Here is a 20,274-nt window from a genome sequence, read left to right on the forward strand (position 1 = left end):
TTACCACATCAGATCGTCGGGGATGGGGAAGTCTTTGTACGGATCGTCTTCGTCCGCTTCATTCGACACCTGATCGGCCACAAAAATCACCGCATCGGCAAAACGCTCGGCCACTTTATCGGCCACATTGCGTGGCACCAGATAATAACGTTCGTCGTCACCACAAATCGCTAACCGGCCTTTCGCCAATTGCGTTTGCGCTGTGGCATCCACAAACAATTGTTTGATCTTGTTGACGCGCGCATCGGTAAAACTGAAGCGCACATCGCCACTGGCCTCAACCGCACTGTGCTGCAACATTTGCCAGGCCTGGGCGCGTAAGGCCTTGGCTTGCTCAGCCTGCTGGCGCTGGCGATTCAACTCCCGGTCGCGCTCGGCTTTCTCGGCGCGCTGCTGCGCCAGACGCTCCTGGGTATCGTCATCCTCGGCTTGCCCTTTGCGTGCCTGCCGCGCTTGCTTGCGTTTTTGCTGCTCCGCCTGCTGCGCTTTTTTCTTATCGACCAGACCTGCATTCAACAGCTGATCAGCGAGTGATTTGGCCATGCCGTTACCCTATCCAAATGAAGCCGTATTCTAGCCGGAGCCGCCGCTGAATCGAACCGTTTGCAGCGCGACGTTCACCGTCTTACTGCCATAAATCTGACGCAAAAACGGCACTGCCATAACAAAAAAACCACAAACGCGCGCTGGCAGATAGCTCCATAGCAACTAGCCTTTCCCGAAATTTGTTCAAAAAAATCCTCCATTCAATACCAATTTTCCCGGAGACAACTCCATGATCAAGTTGCTGCGCGCAGTTTCTATTGGTACCCGTCTGGCCGTCGTGCTGGGATTAATCGTCACCTTATTGGTGGTTCTTGGAGTGACCAGCCTGGTGCAATTGCGCAGCATTGATCACACCCTGGTGGTCATCGACGAACATCGCATTCCCAGCCTGCATGCAGTGAACGAAGTGAGCAGCCAATTTCTGTTAATGCGCGTCAACACCGCCAACTTGCTGGCCGCCGAAACCGAGGCCGACCAGGCGCGCTACAACCAGGCATTCAACGACGCCCAACAACGTATGAACGCCGCCGCCGAACTCTATCTCGAACTGATTCAAACGCCGTCGGCCCGGTCGTTGTTCGAACAAAGCCTGACTGAGCTGCAACGCTATCAACAATTGAGCGACCAGCTTCGAACACTGGTGCGCAATGGCGACACAGATGCCGCCATTTCTTTTTCCAACACCGAAGTTGCACCCGAAGCCAAGCGCGTTACCGAACGCATCGCCGAATTGGTCGTCTTTCAGGAAACCCGCATTCACGACGCTGCCAACGAAGCGCACGCCGCTTACGGCAACACGCGTATGAACATCATCGAAATCATGGCGTTAGCGACCGGCCTGGCGGCAATCATTGCCTGGCTGCTGGCGCGATCCATCACCGTGCCGATTCGCTCGGCGGTACAAACAGCGCGCAACATCGCCAACAAGGATTTAACGACCGATATTCTGGTCGATGGCCGCGATGAAGCCACCGTACTGCTCACCGCCCTGAACGACATGCAAGACGGATTGCGCACCACCCTAAGCCAGATTTCGCAATCGGCAGAGCAACTCGCCACCTCGTCGGAAGAGTTGTCGCAAGTCACCAACGACACCACGGCCGGGCTGCAACGACAAACCGAGGAAATGGAATTGGCGGCATCGGCCGTCACTGAACTGAGCGCGGCCATTGAGGAAGTTGCGGCCAACGCCACTGGCACTGCGTCCGCCTCCAAAGACGCCGAAGCGCAAACCCAACATGGCCAACAGCAAGTGCAAAGCACGTTGACCGCCATTCACAGCCTGGTGAAAAGCATCGAACAGAACGCGCACAACACCGAACAACTGGCGGTGCGCGTAGGCGAAGTGGCCGGCATGCTGGAAGTGATTCAGGGCGTGGCCGAACAGACTAATCTGCTGGCTTTGAACGCGGCCATTGAAGCCGCCCGCGCCGGCGACCAAGGGCGCGGCTTTGCGGTCGTTGCCGACGAAGTGCGTGGCTTGGCACAACGCACCGCCGATTCAACCAAGGAAATCGAAGAAATCATTCACGCCGTTAATCAGGACAGCCAGGTCGTAACGTCGTCGCTGTCGGCCAGCCAGATCAGCGCTCGCGAAACCCTAACCGCCGGCACCGCAGCGGGCGAAGCCCTGGAGCGCATTGCCGGGATAATCAGCGATATTTCCCAGCGCAACCTTTCTTCCGCCAGCGCCTCGGAGCAACAAGCGGCCGTTGCACGCGAGGTTGACCGTAACCTGACCAACATCAAAGATTTGTCGGCACAGACCGCTGCCGGCGCGGAAGAAACTCAGGCCGCCAGTGCGGACCTGGCACGGTTGGCAACCAGCCTGAACGACATGGTCGCGCGCTTTCGGGTTTAAATAAAAATACTGGTCAGATTATTGCGATGGTCATTTTCCATATCGCGGTTCATTTCCATCTGATACAGCGAAACCGCCCTGGCCTGCTGGCTGTTGTTGATCTCGCGCGCTTCGCGTAAATCGTTCAACCGCTCAGCAATTTCGTCATCGATTTTTTCTTTTTCTTCCGCCGGTAACGCCTCGTATTCCTCCATCGTCAAACCGGCATCGGCGAGCACGGCGTAACGCATTTTTTCCGCCGGCGACATCGCCATGTATTTCTTGAATTCTTCGACCGGGTCCCGCCCCAGATCCGGCTCAGTCAACGCCTGTTGTTCGGGTGGGCGTGCGGGTGCGCTGTCTTCCTGACTGGCAGCGGTAACCGGCGGCACCTGAGTAATTGGCGTCACCTGGCTGGTCGGAACCGTCTGCACCAAAGCGAGGGTCTGTGGAAACTGGATCGCATTGGGATTGCCGATCTTCGTCGCATTGGGCAACGCAGTCGGGTTCAGATTCAGCGACATCATGGGTGACAAACCAAGATTCACAGCAAGCAATCCTCATGCGCTAACGGCGCGGGTAATCACTTGCATAGGCACAAAACGGGCCAGCGGAAATCGGCGGTTTCAAGACAAAAAGCGGCCAGCAGCGGCAAGGTGTATCCGCTTTAACGGCAACGATTTGCCACTGAGCCGGAAGAATTTATGCCGTGCAACGCGCCCTCTCAGGCCGCCGATGCGCGCTCGTTAACCCAGCGGCGCCAACGTTCGGCGTAAGCCAGAATGGCACGGCCATGTTCTTCGGGTGGGTACAGGCGCGACGGCGCGGTCAGCGGCCAATGGTTGATGTCCTGGCCCAGCATGGCGGTGCCCTGAGTGGTGCCGGTGCTGTCGGAGCTACCGTACACGGCCTGATCACGGGTGGCACAGAGCGTCGCCAGTACACTCATATACAACGCATTGGCCGCGAACGCGCCTTCAACCACAACATCGCCGCGGGTTGCCAAAGCACTCAGACAATAATCCGTCATCAACGCACAATAGGTGGACGCCAGCGCCGTTTTGCCGGCACCGCTGAGGCGTTCCACCGGGCCCAGCAAACGGCCGTGAGTATGGCGAAACGGCCCGCCCTGATCGCTGAACGATGGCAACGCAAAAACACCATCGGTCATCAGTTGCAGTAATTCGTTCATGCCGCCCTGGCCGTCACCGCGCAACGTTTCCCACTCGCGCCCGCCCATAAAACGAATCGTCGGGACCGCCGTACCGAAAGCACTGACGTTGATCAGCATGTCCTGCTGTTCGTCCAGATTATCCAGGGGCGCACCCACGCCACAGATCACCGTCCAGGTACCGCTCGACACCACCGAAAACGGCTCGGCCCGCGTCAACAAATGCGGCACCAGCGAAGCGTTGCTGTCGTGAATGCCGTTGAGCACCTGACAGTCTTCCGGCAAACCCAATTCCGCTGCGAGGTCGGCCGTCACAAAGCCCAAAGACGCACCCGTTATCTGAACGTCGGGAAATAAATCACGCCAACCGAGTCGGTCCACCAGCGACGAATAATCACCGCGATCCGGTTGCCACAAATCGGTGTGGCAACCCAGCGACGTAACCTCACTGGCCTTCACACACGTCAGTCGCCAACCCCAATATTGTGGATACAGCAAAATATCGGTGACGCGATCAAACGCCTCACTGTGCGTCCGCGCCAACCAAAATAATTGCCGACCCAGATTCAGACCCGACGAAAGATTCGGACTGCCGGTTTCATCGAAAGATGCACGCAACAAGTCGTATTCGGACGACACGGCCTCAAACACATTGCTTTCGTAATCGGCAATTGGCAACGCCAGTTCATCGCCCGCCAGACAAGCAGCGGTGGCGCCGTGCGTGGTCATACCAATGGTTTGCACGTAATACTCTGCGGCCATTTCCTTAAGCGATGTTTTCAGCCATTGCCAGATAGCATCGGTATCGACATGCGGGTATGGCCCATCCATCAACACGCGATTAGGCCGACGCTTTTCCAGCAGCACTTCGCCACCGTGATGGCCGGCTTTCACGGCACACAGTTTGACATTGGTTTTGCCGATATCGAGCACCGCCAGAACCGGCTCGCGCAGTTCCAGTTCACTCATGGCAGATGAAACACCTCGGTCAACGCAACGGCTTGTGGTTCGGGTGAATCGGCTTGCGTTTCCATGATATCGGCCATGTAATGCCACCAACGTTGCATCACTGGATGTTGCTTCAGAGCGACTTCATCCAGCGGCGCGTCGGTTTCAAAACTGGCAAATAACTGCAACGTCTGCGGGTGTAAATAAATGTGGTAATTGCGAATGCCGCAATCTTTTAAATGCGCCGACAATTCCGGCCAGATGGCATCGTGACGGGCACGATATTCCTCTTCATAGCCGGGAAATAATTGCATCACCGAGGCGTACATCATCGCGCACTTTCCCGCGCGGCACGCCAACGCCCCAGAACAATCGGAATGCTGATAACGGCAATCAACATGGCACCAATAATGACGCTCATCACAATGCCCGGTACGTTCAGCAAGCCCAGACCAAAAGTGACCAAACCCATCAGAAAAACGGCAATCACCACACCCAACATGCTGCCCGCACCACCGAGAATACTGACGCCGCCGAGCACCACCATGGTAACGATGCTCAACTCCCAACCGAAGGCAATGGAAGGTCGCGTACTGCCCAAACGAGAGGTCAACAACACCGACGCCAAACCCGACAAGGCACCGACCGCCACAAACAAAATCAGTTTGTGACGATTTACTTTAATACCGGAATACAACGCCGCCGTCGGATTGTTGCCAATCGCATAAGTACGGCGGCCGAAATTGGTGCGGTGCAGCAGGCCATAAAACACCAGCGCCAACACCAGAAACAACACAAACTCGAACGAAAAAACCCAGTACACATAACCCTGACCGAAGAAAGCGAATTCGGCCGGGTAATCGGTGTAGGCGCCGTCACCCAAAATGACGTAGGTGATGCCACGGTACAAACTCATGGTGCCGATGGTGACAACGATGGACGGAATGCCAAAACCCGTCACCACCAAACCGTTAAACAAACCGCAGGCAATGCCCACCGCAACAGCAATACCTACCAACGCACCAGCACCGAAACCAGCCTCGGCCGCCATGCCCATGCACACCGAAGCGAGGGCAATAATCGATGCCACCGACAAATCAATTTCCCGGCAAATAATCAACATCGCCATCGGCAAAGCGATGATGGCCTTTTCGGTAAAGTTGAACGTCGCGTCCGACAAATTCCACGGGTCGAGAAAATACGGCGACGCAAAGCTGTTGAACAAAAACACCAGCGCCGTAACCAGCAACAGGAAGGTTTCCCAACGCAACAGGTTGCTGCGCCAACGCGCGGCACGACGATTCGGAACGGCAGATTGAGTCATCACTTGATCCATGGTTAACGGGCCTCCGACGGTTGCGCCAGCACATCGTGCGCTTTAACCGCGCGGCGCAAAATGATGCGACCCTTGCTGCGTTCGGCAGTGGAATTGGCAATCACCGCAACGATGATAACGGCGCCGGAAATCGCCAGTTGCCAGAATGGCGATACGCCGATCACCGGCAAGGCGTTGTTAATCACACCCAAAAACAAAGCGCCCAACGCACAACCGACAACGGTGCCAATGCCACCCATAATACTGATACCGCCAATCACACAGGCGGCGACCACCTGCAATTCAAAACCGTTGGCAACATCGACGTAAGCGACCGCAAAACGCGACACCCACAAATAACCGCACAGCCCAGCCAGCATGCCGGAAACAACGAACGCCTTAAATTGCACCTTGCCCACTTTGACGCCGGTATAAAACGCTGCGGTCGGATCACCCCCGGCGGTAAAAAAATCCCGCCCGGAACGCCAATGACGAGTAGCAAAAAACAAGGCAGCGACAATGACGATGGCGATCCAGCTCATCATCGGCAAACCCAGCACCCACTGACGCGGCAGATCGATAAAACTCTTGCTCATCTGGTGCGCGTTTACCCAGGCACCGTCGGATAACAGAAACACCGTGCCGCGATAAATGCTCATCGTGCCCAGAGTCACAACAATGGCTGGCACGCCAACAATCCAGACAAAGAATCCGTTAATGGCGCCGAGCAACGCACCCAGTACCATCGCCAACACCATCAGCAATGGAATCGGAATGGACGGCATGGCGGCGTTGATCATGGCGACCACCATGCCGGTCAGTGCCAGGTTGGCTGCCACCGATAAATCGATGCAACGGGTCAGAATCACCAGCATCTGACCCATTGCCAGAATCATCAGAATTGAGGTGTCATTAAAGGTTCCGATCAAACTGTGCGCCGATAAAAACTCCGGCGTAATAACGCCCACCACCAACACCAGAACCACAATCAACAACGCCAGAAACTGTTCGCGATTTTTCAAAACCGACGACACACTTTTCACAACGGATGTCATGCTGCCAACCCTCCCGTTGCCGCCGCAACAACCGACTCAGCGGTCGCCTCGGCGCGACTGAATTCACGCACCATCAAACCTTCGTGCATAACCACAATACGATCGGCCATGCCCAGAATTTCCGGCAGTTCAGAGCTCACCATAATCACCGCCAGCCCTTGCTCAACCAGTTCGGACATAAACCGATGCACGGCCGCTTTGGAGCCGATGTCGATGCCCTTGGTCGGTTCGTCGAGGATGATGACTTTGGGGTGCGTGGCGAGCCATTTTCCGATCACCACTTTTTGTTGGTTGCCGCCGGATAAATTGGCAACTTTCTGATCCCAACTGGCGGTCTTCACGCGCAGACGTTCGCCATAAGTCCGCGCCAATTCGTACTCACGCGCTTCGTTCAAAATACCCTTGGGATTCAGCGTGCCCAGTTGCGGCAGACTGATGTTCTGGAAAATGGGCAGGTCGAGAATGGCGCCTTGCTGCTGACGCTCTTCGGGCACGTAGACCAGGCCGGCGTCAATGGCATCGGCCGGTGAACGCACCGTCACCCTGGCGCCATCGATGTGCACCTCACCTTTGGCCGCTTTCGACAAACCGTACAGCGCCTGCATCACTTCGGTACGGCCGGAACCGACCAGACCGTAAAAACCCAGAATCTCACCGGCGTGCACATCGAAGTTGATGTCGGCAAATTCGGTTGGGTGATGCAGGTTACTGACCGTCATCACGGTGTCGCCAATAGCAACGGTTTTCTTGGGAAAGGTTTCGCTGACGCTGCGCGCCACCATCATTTCCACCAGTTCCGTCTCGGTGACGTTGCTGATCAGACCTTCGCCGACAAAATGGCCGTCGCGATAGACGGCATAACGGTCAGCAATGGCAAAAATTTCATCAAATTTATGACTGATAAACAGGATCGCTTTACCGGCTTGTTTCAACCGTTCGACGATGCCGTACAACTCTTCAATTTCGTGATGCGATAACGCTGCCGTCGGTTCGTCCAGAATCACCACTTGCGCATCAATCGACAGTGCGCGCGCAATCGCCACCATGTGTTTCTGACCAATACTCAAACCTTTCAGGATGGCATGAGGGTCGAGCGGTGCATCGATGTCGGCGAGAATTTTTTGCGCACGTGCGTGCATGGCCGGCCAATCGAGGCGATTAAAAAAACCGCGTGTCAGATAGTGCCCGGCAAAAATATTTTCCGTGACGGAAAGTTCATCAAACAGCACGGTTTCCTGATGAATGGCGGTGACGCCCAGTTGCCGTGCGATTTCCGGATCGTCGATCTGAATCGCCTTGCCTTGCCAGTAAATTTCACCAGCGTCCGGCTGATAAATGCCAGTCAGTGTTTTAACCAGGGTGGATTTCCCAGCGCCGTTTTCACCAACCAGAGCGGTGACTTCGCCGGGATACAGATCGAGTTTGACGGTGTCGAGTGCTTTGACGCCAGGAAAGACTTTGCTGACATCCCGCAGCGACAATACTGCTTCGTTTTGTGCCATTGTCATTGTCTTTATTGTTGTTGATTCGACAATCATCGGGCGCCCAATTGGGCACCCGTTGGTTCACGTTCTGGACGCGATTGAGTAGTCCGATTGCTTAGAAAATTGACGCGAAGTCGTCAACGTTGGTCGCGTCGTAAACAAACGGATCAGACATGGCGGCGTTGCCCTCGGCATCGAGTTCGGCCGTGCCCATACGCCCCATCGGAATGCGGCTTGAACTGCCGTTACCTTCCACCAGATTGTAGGCAATCATGGTGGCGGCATAACCCAGGTCAATCGGGTTCCAGATGGCGAAGTTGTGAATGGCGCCGCTGTGTACGTGGCCGGCCAATTCAGACGGCAAACCCAGGCCGGTAACGTAGACATCGCCAATGCGATTCTGATCGCTCACCGCTTGAGCGGCGGCCAGAATGCCCACGGTGGTCGGTGCAACAATCACGTCCAAATCCGGGTGATTGCGCATCAGTGCAACCGCTTCGCGATAGCTCTTGTCGGCCAGGTCATCGCCGTAAACGGTATCGACCAATTCCAGTTGGGAAAATTCCGGCAGCGCCTTTTTCATTTCCTCGATCCAGATGTTCTGGTTGGTCGAGGTCGGGGTGGCGCTGAGAATCGCCATCTGACCGGAACGGATGCCTTTGGCTTCCAGCGCATCGGCGGCCAGTTGCACGTTCATGCGGCCGATCAGTTCATTGCTCGACGGATTCAAATGCATGATGCGGCCTTCTGGCGCCACGCCCGAATCCCAGGAAATGACTTTGATGCCGCGCTGTTGGGCACGTTTGAGAATCGGCACCAGGGCGTCCTGATCGTTGGCGGAAACGGCAATGGCGTCGACGCGCTGAGCGATCAACGAGGTGATCACTTCGATCTGGCCTTCGGCCGTGGTAGTGGTCGGTCCGGTATAAATGACTTCCACATTGCCCAGCTCGTTGGCGGCTTCCTGAGCGCCTTCATTGGCGGCTTCGAAGAAACCAATTCCCAAGGCTTTGACGACCAGTGCAATGCGAACATCGTCTGCATGGGCGGGTGAGATCAGGGCAATCGACAAGACCGCGGACAGGGCCGCGAAAAGTTTCTTACACATCTTGTTCTCCAATTATTGTTGTTTTTGGCCCCGCTCCGCTGCTGCAGTCAGTCGGGGTCGGCTGTATCGGCGTTCGTGTTGACGATCGTCAGCTGGCAGCCAGCGTCTTCAATCATCTTGCGACTTTTGGGGTCGATGCCGTCATCGGTAATGACGATATCCACACGTGACAGCGGACAAACAATCAGATTGCTGCGGTTCTCGAATTTGCTGGAATCGACCAACAGCACACGCCGGTCGGCCTGATCCATCAACTTCATCACCGCCTGAACAATCTGCGGGTCTGCCTCCATCACCCCTTGAGGACCCACTCCTTGTGCGCCGATGAACAGCATCGAAGCGTAAAAGCGACTCGACACATCATTCGGAAACGGACTGAGAATGATGTTTTGCTCGCGGTACACACTGCCGCCGGGCAACGTCACAACACACTTGCTGCGTTTCACCAACTGTTCGGCCATCACGAACGAATTGGTCAGCACCTGCAATTTGCGCGAGCGCATGAATTCCGCCATGAAGTTGGTGGTCGTGCCGCCACTGATGGTGACCGACATACCGTCTTCAAGCAGATCCACCGCCGCCCGGGCAATGGCACGTTTGGCCTTGGCGTTAATCATCTGATTAACCGAATAAGGCCGGCCGACCAGGGACGTGTTGGCAGGCGGATGCAATGCCTCCGCCCCACCACGGACCTTTTTCAGCTTTCCTTGTCGATGCAATTCATTGATGTCCCGCCGGACGGTGGCCTCTGAAGCGCCCAGCAACTCCACCAGGTAACCCAGGGTGGCGATGGGCTTTTCATCAACTTCCGCCAGAATGATGCGGTGGCGTTCAACTTCGTGCATTCCGTGTCCTCGCTCGTCACTATATTTCACAATCAATCATGTGCAAGCCCTTTTTGATGTTTTTTGATTGGTATTGACAGCTTGAGGGCTCGGATTAATACTTTCAGTCAAATTCGATCATTGGATGCGCAGTCTGAGCTATTTTGGCTAAAAGTGACAGCCCGAACCGGGCTGCCGGCCGCGCCACAAGCGGCTGCGCATCAACGTCTAATAACAATATCGATACAACAAGTTTCGATTCACAACACTCGATTACAACAGAGGTGCCTCGATGCCCACGCAGCCTGCCAACCAGATTCCCGACCGCTGGGATGATGCCAGGGCCAAAACCCTGTCCGACGCCGAACTCTTGCAATACCGCTCAAATTTGCTCGGTGCCGACATGCGCGTCACCAACTACGGCGGCGGTAATACCTCGGCCAAAATCGTGCAAGCCGATCCGCTGACCGGCGAAAACGTTCGCGTACTCTGGGTCAAAGGTTCCGGTGGCGACATCGGCAGCATGGGCCTGGACGGATTTTCAACGCTCTATCTCGACAAACTGGAAGCGTTGAAATCGCTCTACAAAGGCGAAGCGCACGAAGACGAAATGGTCGGCTATCTGCCACATTGCACCTTCAATCTGAATACCCGCGCCGCCAGCATCGACACCCCGCTGCACGCCTATTTGCCGCACGCTCATGTTGACCATTTGCACCCGGATGCGGTCATCGCCATCGCTGCATCCAAGAACAGCCGCGAGCTGACGGAAATCATTTACGGGCAAGACATCGGCTGGTTGCCGTGGCGTCGTCCGGGTTTTCAACTGGGTCTGGAACTGGAAACCATCGCGCGCGACAACCCGCATTTAAAAGGCGTCTTGCTCGAAGCGCACGGTCTGTTCACCTGGGGCGACAGCGCCGAAGCCTGCTACCGCACCTCACTGGAAATGATCAACAAAGCACAGGCCTGGCTGGACGAACAACTGGCCGGCAAAGCCGCCTTTTCCGGCGCCCGCTTTAACAGCCTGAACGATGCCGAACGCCGCGCCGTAGCGGCCAAATTGATGCCGGTCATTCGTGGCAAAACCAGCGCCAAGCAACGTCAGATCGGCCATTTCAATGACGCACCGGAAGTGCTCGAATTCGTCAACTCGAACGACCTGGAAACGCTGGCCGAATTGGGCACTTCCTGCCCCGACCATTTCCTGCGCACCAAGATCAAACCCTTGGTCGTCAATTTCGATCCGGCACAAAACAATTTGGCCGCCGTGATCGATGGCCTCGACGACCAGCTGGCCGCTTACAACCGCGACTACGCCGCCTATTACGAGCGCTGCAAACGCGATAACAGCCCGGCCATGCGCGATTCCAACCCGGTGGTCTATCTGGTGCCCGGGGTCGGCATGTTCACCTTCGCCAAAGACAAAGCCACCGCACGCATTGCCGGCGAGTTTTACATCAACGCCATCAACGTGATGCGCGGCGCATCCGGCGTCAGCGAATACATGGGCCTGCCGGAACAGGAAGCCTTCGACATCGAATACTGGCTGCTCGAAGAAGCCAAGCTGCAACGCATGCCCAAACCCAAAGCATTGGCGGGCCGCATTGCCGTGGTAACCGGCGGCGCGGGCGGTATTGGCCGCGCTACCGCTGCGCGACTAATGAGCGAAGGCGCCTGCACGGTGTTGCTCGATATTGACGCCGAAAGTCTGGCGCAGGCGCAAACTGAACTGGGCGAACAATTCGGCAAAGACAACGTATCGACCTGTGTGATGGACGTAACCGATGAGCCGCAAGTCGAAGCCGCCCTGGCACACGCCTGCGTCGCCTTTGGCGGCACCGACATTCTGGTGTCGAACGCGGGCATCGCCTCATCGGCGCCGCTGGATGAAACCAGCCTGGAATTGTGGAACCGCAATCAAGCAATTTTGTCGACCGGCTATTTCCTGGTCACGCGCGAAACTTTTAAGGTGCTGAAGCAACAGAAGATGGGTGGCAATATCGTCTTCGTCGCCAGCAAAAATGGCTTGGTGGCCTCGGCCAATGCCGCCGCCTATTGCACCGCCAAAGCCGCCGAAATTCAGTTGGCGCGCAGTGTCGCATTGGAAGGCGCGCCGCTCGGTATTCGCGCTAATGTGGTTAATCCGGATGCGGTGCTGCGCGGTTCCAAAATCTGGACCGGCAAATGGAAAGAAGAACGCGCCAGCGCTTATGCATTAAGTACCGACGAACTGGAAGACCATTATCGCCAACGCAGCCTGTTGAAATTGAACGTGCTGCCGGAAGACATCGCCGAGGCGATTTACTTTTTCGTCAGCGATGCGTCGGCCAAATCGACCGGCAATATTTTGAACGTGGACGCCGGACACGCACCGTCGTTCACGCGTTAAATCACCGAAAAAACACAGGTAAGCAGCATGACAACAACAATGATTCCCGCTGACCGCATTCAAAACGACAACGAACAACGCGCGGCCGCGTTAAGCAGCGACTATCAGTCACTGGGCGAAAAACTCGCCCGGCGTGGCGTCGACATCCAGGCCATTACAAAACAAGCGCAGCAATTGGAAGTCGCGCTGCCATCCTGGGGCGTGGGCACCGGCGGCACACGCTTTGCCCGTTTTCCCGGCATTGGCGAGCCGCGCAACATTTTCGAGAAGCTCGACGACTGCGCCGTTATCCAGCAACTGGGCACGCTGACACCGCGCGTCTCGCTGCACATTCCGTGGGACAAACCCAGCGACGCCAGCGAACTGCGCGACTACGCCATTGAACGCGGGCTGGGGTTCGATGCAATGAACTCCAACACCTTCCAGGACCAGGCAAAGCAAAAACATTCGTACAAATACGGCAGCCTGAGTCACACCGATCAAGCCACGCGCCAGCAAGCGATTGAACACAACATCGAAGTGATTGAACTGGGCAAGCAACTCGGTTCGAAAGCACTGACGGTTTGGATTGGTGACGGCTCCAACTTCCCCGGCCAACAACATTTTTCCGACAGTTTTGCGCGCTACCTCGACAGCGCCAAAGCGATTTATTCCGCGCTGCCTGGCGACTGGAATATGTTGATCGAACACAAGATGTTTGAGCCGGCGTTTTACTCCACTGTGATTCAGGATTGGGGCTCGAATTATCTGGCGGCGAAAGAAACCGGCGAGCGTTGTTTGTGCCTGGTCGATCTCGGCCATCACGCGCCGAATGTGAATATCGAAATGATCGTGGCGCGCCTGGCGCAGTTCGGCAAACTCGGCGGCTTCCACTTCAACGATTCCAAATACGGCGATGACGATCTGGATTCCGGCTCCATCGACCCGTACCAATTGTTCCTGGTGTTCAACGAACTGGTCGATGTGCAACGCAATGACAAAACCTTCGCGCCCTTCTACATGCTCGACCAATCGCACAACGTGACCGACCCGATTGAGAGCCTGATTTACAGCGCCGGCGAAGTGCAGCGTGCTTTCGTCAAAGCGTTGTTGGTGGATCGCGATGCACTGGCCGAATACCAACGCACCAACGATGCGTTAATGGCACAGGCCACATTAAAAGCGGCATTTAATTTAGACGTCGATCCCATCCTGCAACAGGCACGCAAAAATGCCGGCGGTGCCATCGACCCCATTGCCACTTACCGTGCCAGCGGTTATCGCCAGAACTGCGCGCAACAACGCCCGGTTGATGCCAGCCGCAGCGGTTCCGGCATCGTCTGAATCTGATCCGACTTTTCGTCGCAATTCTTGGCCGCCTGCGGGCGGTCTTTTTTTGGGAGATAACAACAATGAAGCCCTGCACCATTCACGACTACCAACAACTCGCCCGCCGCCGCGTACCGCGCATGTTCTACGACTACGCCGATTCCGGCTCCTGGAGCGAATCGACTTACCGCGCCAACGAAGCCGACTTCGACCGCCTGAAATTCCGCCAGCGCGTCGCCGTCGACATGACCAACCGCACCACCCAAACCACCATGATCGGTCAGACCGTCGCCATGCCCGTCGCACTGGCACCGACCGGACTCACCGGCATGCAATGGGCCGATGGCGAAATCAAGGCCGCCCGCGCCGCCGAACAATTTGGTGTGCCATTCACGCTGTCGACGATGAGCATCTGTTCGATCGAAGACATCGCTGCGCACACCTCGAAACCCTTCTGGTTCCAGTTGTACGTGATGCGCGACCGCGACTTTATCGGTCGCTTAATCGACCGCGCCAAAGCCGCCGGCTGTTCGGCGCTGGTGATCACGCTCGATCTCCAGATTCTCGGCCAACGCCACAAAGACCTTCGCAACGGCTTGTCCGCACCGCCGAAATTCACGCTGAATTCGATGCTGCAATTAATGAGCAAACCGGCCTGGGGTTTGCGCATGCTGGGCACCAAACGCCACGGCTTTGGCAACATCGTCGGGCATGTATCCGGGGTGGCGGACCTGTCATCGCTGTCGGAATGGACCGCGAAACAGTTCGACCCGAAACTCTCCTGGGACGACATTGCCTGGATCAAAGAACGCTGGGGCGGGCCGGTCATTCTGAAAGGCATCATGGACCCGGAAGACGCCAAGTCAGCGGTGAAAACCGGAGCCGATGCGATCATCGTCTCCAACCACGGCGGCCGCCAACTGGACGGCGCACCGTCAAGCATCGAAGCCTTACCGGCGATTCTCGACGCCGTCGGCAACGACATCGAAGTGCACTTCGACGGCGGCATCCGCAGCGGCCAGCAAATCCTCAAAGCCATCGCCCTCGGCGCGAAAAGCACTTACATCGGCCGGGCGTTTTTGTACGGCCTGGGTGCGGCGGGCGAGCGCGGCGTGACCGATGTGCTGAACATTCTGCATAAGGAATTGGACATCAGCATGGCGCTGTGTGGTGAGCGGGATATTCGGAACGTGGGTAAACATAATCTGGTGAACCCCGATGTATTTTCCTGACATAAGACCCGAAGTCGTGCCGGAAGCAACTTTCCGGCAACAGCACTGGAACCAAAAATAAAGGTCGAATTAAACAGCGCTTCGTGCGTCACACTAAATAGATTCAGGTGTCAGAGGCACCGCCTCGGGGCGGGTCGGTCAAACAAAAACGGCTATCTGACTGGAAATGCTGTTGCTCCCCATCGAGCCGCGCTGCATCTCCATTTGATATTGGGCAATACCAGCCGCTGACTGAACACTGGAAAGCCCTGTATCCTGTTTCGAATCGCGTAGCCGCTGCGCAATGGCCTCATCGATTTTCGTTTTCTCTTCCGGCGGCAGTGACTGATAGCGTTCCGTGGATATGTCCGATTCATCGAGAAAGGCTAAACGCATCTTCTCGGCGGGCGACAACGCCATGTATTTCTTGAATTCCTCGACCGGATCCCGCTCCAGGTTCGGCTTGGTCATGTGCTCCTGCGATGCCGCCCTCTCCGCCGCACTCTGTGGCACGTCACCTCGCTCTACCGCCGACACTGACGATATTGGGGCGACCGGAGGTACCTGGGTTGTTGGCACCTTTTGAACTATGGCCGCAGCCTGAGCAAACTCAGTTGCAAAAGGACTGCCCGGTTTTATCTGTGTCGATAACAACACAGGAGTAAAATTCAAAGACATCATTGGGGAAAAGCCAAGATTCATCGTGTATCACCCTCATGAAACTATAACGTTTATACGGCAAAAACCGGGAACTCTTCTCGATACCCCATCCCCAAAGCAGAAAATACTGTGAAAAAAATGCCGGTCCATCGGCAAAAAAACTCCTGTCTTCGATCATTACCTTTGGGAGGGTAATTTCTGGCAAAAAATAAACGGCCCCGCAGTGTACAATCGGGCCTTGCTGTCAAAATTCGGTTTATCGAACAATCAAGACAAGCCCACTTGAAACTTTTTCCGAGGCTTGAATACCACCCCCCACTGACCGGATCGACCAAGCTTCATCCAGTGATTCAAAACTCGGTGTTGAAGACCAATAAACATTGCCAAAAGACTGAAAAACGCTGCTATTGAACGGCACCCGATCGCACTCCAATTGCACCAGGCTATTCAGCTCTTTGATGTTTGGCAGCCGCCAGTCCGACGCACCCAAATACGCGTCCTGATTGGCCTGCTGAACGCGTTGTAATGCCTCACCCCAGGTATAACTCTTAGGAGAGAAATCACATTCGAACTGTGTATCTTCATCACTAAGCACACACCGAACCCAGACAAGTCCCGTTTCTGAGTCGGTAACGGAACCATCGTTATTATCTATATAGAGGTGTTCTGGTTTGGATGCGACGACACTGGAGTTACACACGGCCGATGCATCCGCCCAGGCCAACAAAAGTATCAGCGTCACTGGCAGTAATATCTTTTTCCGGTGGTGCATTTTCCGATCCTCACAATTCGTTCTTTAAATACATCGCACATTCCGTTGTTTAAAAAACAGTTCGCACCAAACGGATTTTGTAATATTGAGATTTAGGTGCCACATAGCTTGAGCCGCGGTTGAATTCCAGATACCAGGCGTTGTCAATAGATGACGCATGTGTATCAGCAGACCAGTAAATCCCGGTTCCATTATGAGAGAAGAAAGTCTCGTCTATCGCCGGTCCAACTTCACCGAAATTCACAATGCCAAGCAACTCCGCGCGACTGGGCATACGCCAGTCATGAAACGAACACAAACCCGCCTCATTAATAGCACTGACGTATTTTTCCGTATCACAACCCGCAATACCGACGCACGCACCAAAGATTTCAGTACCCACATAGCCGCCGTTAGTGGTTGCATCACTGCTGTACCATGAATAGGTATTGCCCAGACTGCGAATGTCACCCGCGACCACGGTCTTGGTTTCCCACATCAGCCCGGTGTGGTTATCGCGCACACAATCCCAATCGGCAGATGCCAGGGGCAGTACGTTGCCATCGGGGCCGATTTTACTGAAATCAAACCCCGCATCGCCGTGACCTACTTTGATTAAGGATCCTTTCAGCGCCGCGCTGTCACGACCTATGGTTGCATCCTGACCACCCGGGACCAGATCACCTTCATGGTCGATCCCATCCTCTGTTTCAGACGCGCCGGCGGTGAAACAAACGTAGGAGTTATCGGAGTGATCTGATAGCACTCTATGGTCCTGGCATTGGTTCACACCGGTGTCGTTGAGTTGGATCAATGCCTCCTCGCCGTCACCCGGAACCGTGTCGCCAGGAACACTGCCATCAGGATCATCGCAATCAGGAATAGCGGCACCAGGAGTACTGCCACCGGGCGTACTATCGCCGTCCTCCAATTCAGGATTACAAGCCGTCAAAAGAACGGTCATCAATAAAGCCGGAAGACAGCGGCCTAATTTTTCGTGAAACGGCATAAAACACCTATTCGACAATGAATACTGCAATGATTCATCCAGCCAATCGATCTGGCTCAGTCTTAAGAATTCCGTAAGTTAAAAATTTGCATCCTTGCAAAGTAACTTTCCTTAAATGGCTCCTGTTAATTAAGGCTCACAATTTTTTCTGTAAATCCGTATTGCGGTTTTCTTGCTTTGATCCAGTCAAACACCAGGAGGCAATAAAGATCAGCAAGGGTAAAAAATCGATCAAGAACAATAGAAATTTCATAACCTTCTCTTGCACTGTTCATTCATCTCCAGTGCGATATGCACTCATGTAACCATTGACGGTAAATGTCGTGCTATCTCTTCCAGATGAACATGACCGGTACCACAGCAACCACCCCAAATATCCATGTGCGGATAACGCCGCCCTACATCGGCCATTAACGTTCCCAACTCAACCGGGTCGCCCTCTTCCAGACGCCCTAATTTGCACAGTGCAATTTTGTCCATTTTGGCCGCATTCGGACGGATGGAGCGGATGCGCTTCATCCAATCTTCGTGACTGAGTGCCGGTTCAAACTCATACGGATGTGAGCAATTAAGCGAGAAAAACTCCGGATATTTGTCGGTTGCGATGTCTACAATTTTGACTGCGTCAGCAAGCTTCACGCCGCTGCTCAAACAATGTTGGCTATTTAACGAGAACGAAACCGCGATAGGCATGTGCAGCAACCGGGCTGCCTTAACCACACCAATCGCTTCAGCCGGGTTGTTAAAAGTCACCGCCCAAACCAAATCGACACCCGCCTCTTTCAGCGTGAGTAATTGCACCGAGTGGTAATCTTCAGCTTCGTTGATGGACATACCCTGGCCGTTGCCATAGGCATCGCCACGCGGGCCGACATAACCGGTGTAAAGCATTTTGGGGATGTCATATCGATAGGGTGCAGAAACGTCACGCAGGAACTGAATCGCACCCAGGTTGGCTTCGCGCAGTGCGGAGGTCGAATACCCCAACTTGGCACCCCAGTCCGGACTGGCACGGTAATCGAAGCCGCCAATCAAAGCGCTATGTCCGTATTTCGATACAACATCGAGATAGCGGCGATACATTGCAGCAATTGCCTGGCGGGAGTCGGCCTTTTCCAATAACGGGAACATGGCAAACTCGGGCATTTCAAAACCCCACTTGTACATGATTTCGGTTTCGATGCCGCCTTCAGTTAGAAAGTAACGGCCCGGCTTAAAACCGGGAAAAGCAGAACGACGCATATAAAGACTGACCTCAATAATTTGGCTGTCTTTGCTAATCAATACCGCCCCAAGCCACCGATTGAAGCCGGTGCTGAGCGGCTGAATAACGAAGGTGTGCAGATTACTGAGGGGCTACATGTCGTTCCAGACGACTTAGAGTGCACTGAGATAGGAGATTATTTTTATTGTTTATCAATGAGTTACAGACTAATAACCGATACCACTGTGGCAATTATTCAAATCACTGCACTCAAGGTACACTTATTGATGTGATCTGCTTCACATCGAAGTATTGACGAGACCTGATACAAACCCGCACAAGCATTAACCGGCCGGCTGTGAAATACAGCTCGCCAGATAGGTCAGTGGGAAAGGACGGCGACATGACGGTTAAAACATCCAAGCGGGAACTGATTCTCGACATCGCACAAGAGTCTGTATTAGCAAAGGGCTTTGGCGGTACATCGATTGATGAAATAGTTGCCGAAGCGCAGATCACCAAAAGTGGTTTTTTCTATCACTTCAAAGACAAAAATGAACTGGCGCGGGCTTTGTTGCAGCGTTACATCGACACTGAAGACGCCATTTTGGATGATGTGTTTGGCCGCGCCAAAGACCTGCACGACGACCCACTCCATGCCATGCTGATCGGCATAAAATTGCTGGCCGAACTGATGGCGGACTTGCCCAACGGACACCCCGGTTGCTTAGTGGCAACAGTGTCCCACGCCGAGCGACTATACGACCGCCCCACTCGCGAATTAAACCGCCAAGCCATACTTGCCTGGCGCAAACGCTTCCACACCATGTTGCTCGAGATAGCAGAGCGTTACCCACCAAAGGACGACGTTAACTTGGAAGTACTGGCAGACATGATATCGACCGTGATCGAAGGCGGCATCGTAATGTCACGCGCGGTTCAAGAGCCGAAGGTACTGCCCGATCAGTTAATGATGTTGCGTTCTTATTTAAAGTTATTGTTTCAGCCGACCATTTAATAAACGTTGAAATAATTTCGGTGTTCGATGGTTTTTGTGTCGCGCAAACGATGGCTAATTCAAATAAGCGAATAATTCGGCTTAGCAGAAAGTTGGCCTACAACGGCACGGTCTGACACTTGTTTACCTAGTGCGACCATAAACTGTCCGAATGACCAAGAAACACCCTATTCTGGTCGTTCAATACTGATGAATGAAAACTCTCTTGCTGAGTTTCAGAATTCACCCCTTATGAAATTGTTGTTAGCATGCGCACGCGGTGACCAAGAGTCAGCGCCGACAATATGTAAGGCTGTGGGGTAGACAGGTAAATCCGGTCAGCAGGTCTCTATCCCTTTTGTCATGTTCACAGCCTGATTAGCCTGAGGTATTCCCGAACAGAAATAACAGAGGGCCACTATTGCCATCTGTTCCGGGCAATTCGCCCGGT

The 20,274-nt window shown here is 54.6% G+C and carries 18 protein-coding genes; 5 read left to right on the forward strand and 13 right to left on the reverse strand.

Going from position 1 to position 20,274, the window contains the following annotated elements; genetic code table 11:
- The gene (locus DW349_RS13680; RefSeq protein ID WP_108126511.1) at positions 1-543 is read right to left on the reverse strand and encodes a DUF2058 domain-containing protein; all 543 of its coding nucleotides are present in this window, start codon (positions 541-543) and stop codon (positions 1-3) included.
- A 232-nt stretch (positions 544-775) separates the two neighbouring features.
- Between DW349_RS13680 and DW349_RS13685 the strand changes: the two genes are divergently transcribed.
- Positions 776-2,407, forward strand: a complete 1,632-nt coding sequence (locus DW349_RS13685; protein WP_108126512.1) for a methyl-accepting chemotaxis protein — start codon at positions 776-778, stop codon at positions 2,405-2,407.
- Here DW349_RS13685 and DW349_RS13690 read toward each other — a convergent pair.
- The 8 genes from DW349_RS13690 to DW349_RS13725 form a co-directional block, all read right to left on the reverse strand.
- Positions 2,404-2,934 carry a hypothetical protein gene (locus DW349_RS13690; RefSeq protein WP_157954412.1) on the reverse strand — a complete coding sequence of 177 codons (531 nt, stop codon included), beginning with the start codon at positions 2,932-2,934 and terminating at the stop codon, positions 2,404-2,406. The two genes, DW349_RS13685 and DW349_RS13690, sit on opposite strands and share 4 nt — an antisense overlap.
- Positions 2,935-3,110: 176 nt before the next feature.
- Positions 3,111-4,526, reverse strand: coding sequence for an FGGY-family carbohydrate kinase (locus tag DW349_RS13695; protein ID WP_108126514.1), 1,416 nt, complete (start codon positions 4,524-4,526; stop codon positions 3,111-3,113).
- Positions 4,523-4,837, reverse strand: coding sequence for an L-rhamnose mutarotase (locus tag DW349_RS13700; RefSeq protein WP_108126515.1), 315 nt, complete (start codon positions 4,835-4,837; stop codon positions 4,523-4,525). Before DW349_RS13700 ends, DW349_RS13695 begins: the two co-directional genes overlap by 4 nt.
- Positions 4,834-5,829 carry an ABC transporter permease gene (locus DW349_RS13705; protein WP_232819364.1) on the reverse strand — a complete coding sequence of 332 codons (996 nt, stop codon included), beginning with the start codon at positions 5,827-5,829 and terminating at the stop codon, positions 4,834-4,836. The genes DW349_RS13700 and DW349_RS13705 overlap by 4 nt, the downstream gene beginning before the upstream one ends.
- 14 nt (positions 5,830-5,843) lie before the next feature.
- The gene (locus DW349_RS13710) at positions 5,844-6,875 is read right to left on the reverse strand and encodes an ABC transporter permease (RefSeq protein WP_108126517.1); all 1,032 of its coding nucleotides are present in this window, start codon (positions 6,873-6,875) and stop codon (positions 5,844-5,846) included.
- Entirely contained in the window at positions 6,872-8,377 is a 1,506-nt protein-coding gene (locus DW349_RS13715) for a sugar ABC transporter ATP-binding protein (protein WP_108126518.1), read from the reverse strand. Before DW349_RS13715 ends, DW349_RS13710 begins: the two co-directional genes overlap by 4 nt.
- Positions 8,378-8,474: 97 nt before the next feature.
- On the reverse strand, positions 8,475-9,467 hold the full coding sequence (rhaS, locus tag DW349_RS13720) for a rhamnose ABC transporter substrate-binding protein (protein ID WP_108126519.1): 993 nt from the start codon (positions 9,465-9,467) through the stop codon (positions 8,475-8,477).
- Between the two features lie 47 nt (positions 9,468-9,514).
- A complete protein-coding gene (locus tag DW349_RS13725; protein WP_240316944.1) occupies positions 9,515-10,342 on the reverse strand; it encodes a DeoR/GlpR family DNA-binding transcription regulator in 828 nt (275 codons plus the stop codon).
- Positions 10,343-10,583: 241 nt separating this feature from the next.
- Between DW349_RS13725 and DW349_RS13730 the strand changes: the two genes are divergently transcribed.
- The 3 genes from DW349_RS13730 to DW349_RS13740 all read left to right on the forward strand — a co-directional run bounded on the left by DW349_RS13730 (position 10,584) and on the right by DW349_RS13740 (position 15,223).
- Complete coding sequence (locus tag DW349_RS13730) at positions 10,584-12,683, forward strand: bifunctional rhamnulose-1-phosphate aldolase/short-chain dehydrogenase (RefSeq protein WP_108126521.1); 2,100 nt, start codon at positions 10,584-10,586, stop codon at positions 12,681-12,683.
- A gap of 27 nt (positions 12,684-12,710) precedes the next feature.
- Positions 12,711-14,006: an L-rhamnose catabolism isomerase gene (rhaI, locus tag DW349_RS13735; RefSeq protein WP_108126522.1), complete on the forward strand. Its 1,296-nt coding sequence runs from the start codon at positions 12,711-12,713 to the stop codon at positions 14,004-14,006.
- Positions 14,007-14,074: 68 nt separating this feature from the next.
- Positions 14,075-15,223 carry an alpha-hydroxy acid oxidase gene (locus DW349_RS13740; RefSeq protein ID WP_115667149.1) on the forward strand — a complete coding sequence of 383 codons (1,149 nt, stop codon included), beginning with the start codon at positions 14,075-14,077 and terminating at the stop codon, positions 15,221-15,223.
- A 138-nt stretch (positions 15,224-15,361) separates the two neighbouring features.
- Here DW349_RS13740 and DW349_RS13745 read toward each other — a convergent pair whose 3' ends face one another.
- The 4 genes from DW349_RS13745 to DW349_RS13760 form a co-directional block, all read right to left on the reverse strand.
- Positions 15,362-15,904 (reverse strand): hypothetical protein, encoded by a 543-nt coding sequence (locus DW349_RS13745; protein ID WP_108126300.1) that lies wholly within the window; start codon positions 15,902-15,904, stop codon positions 15,362-15,364.
- Between the two features lie 214 nt (positions 15,905-16,118).
- Positions 16,119-16,634 carry an Lcl C-terminal domain-containing protein gene (locus tag DW349_RS13750; RefSeq protein WP_108126301.1) on the reverse strand — a complete coding sequence of 172 codons (516 nt, stop codon included), beginning with the start codon at positions 16,632-16,634 and terminating at the stop codon, positions 16,119-16,121.
- Between the two features lie 49 nt (positions 16,635-16,683).
- The gene (locus DW349_RS13755; protein ID WP_108126302.1) at positions 16,684-17,622 is read right to left on the reverse strand and encodes an Lcl C-terminal domain-containing protein; all 939 of its coding nucleotides are present in this window, start codon (positions 17,620-17,622) and stop codon (positions 16,684-16,686) included.
- A 297-nt stretch (positions 17,623-17,919) separates the two neighbouring features.
- Positions 17,920-18,906: a homocysteine S-methyltransferase family protein gene (locus tag DW349_RS13760; protein WP_232819356.1), complete on the reverse strand. Its 987-nt coding sequence runs from the start codon at positions 18,904-18,906 to the stop codon at positions 17,920-17,922.
- Positions 18,907-19,229: 323 nt separating this feature from the next.
- Here DW349_RS13760 and DW349_RS13765 point away from each other — a divergent pair, with 323 nt between their 5' ends.
- On the forward strand, positions 19,230-19,844 hold the full coding sequence (locus DW349_RS13765; RefSeq protein WP_108126304.1) for a TetR/AcrR family transcriptional regulator: 615 nt from the start codon (positions 19,230-19,232) through the stop codon (positions 19,842-19,844).
- Positions 19,845-20,274 lie beyond the last annotated feature (430 nt).

The sequence above is a fragment of the Saccharospirillum mangrovi genome, from assembly GCF_003367315.1.
Taxonomy (GTDB): Bacteria; Pseudomonadota; Gammaproteobacteria; order Pseudomonadales; family Natronospirillaceae; genus Saccharospirillum; species Saccharospirillum mangrovi.